This window comes from Poseidonibacter ostreae (genome assembly GCF_009208075.1).
GTDB lineage: Bacteria > Campylobacterota > Campylobacteria > Campylobacterales > Arcobacteraceae > Poseidonibacter > Poseidonibacter ostreae.
In genome coordinates, this window is record NZ_WFKJ01000145.1 from 1 (window position 1) to 271 (window position 271).

Consider the following 271-nt stretch of genomic DNA (forward strand, 5'->3'; position numbering starts at 1 on the left):
TCAAGAGAATTAAAACGAAATAGTAAAAATGGTTATTACAGTGCTGAATATGCTGAAATATTAAGTGTATCAAGAGATAAGAATAAAAGAACTAATAAAAAATTAACAAATAAAGTAAAACTTTTAATTTCTAAATATTTAAAGAAGAGCTGGTCTCCAGAACAAATATCAGGAAGACTAAAAAAAGATAAAATTATCAATATATCTCATGAAACAATATATAGATACATATATAAGAACCAAAGACATGGAGGTAAACTCTATAAACTAT

1 pseudogene is annotated in these 271 nt (G+C 23.6%); it reads left to right on the plus strand.

From position 1 onward, the window contains the following. Window positions 1-271 (plus strand): annotated as a pseudogene (locus GBG18_RS15200) (helix-turn-helix domain-containing protein); the annotation flags it as partial.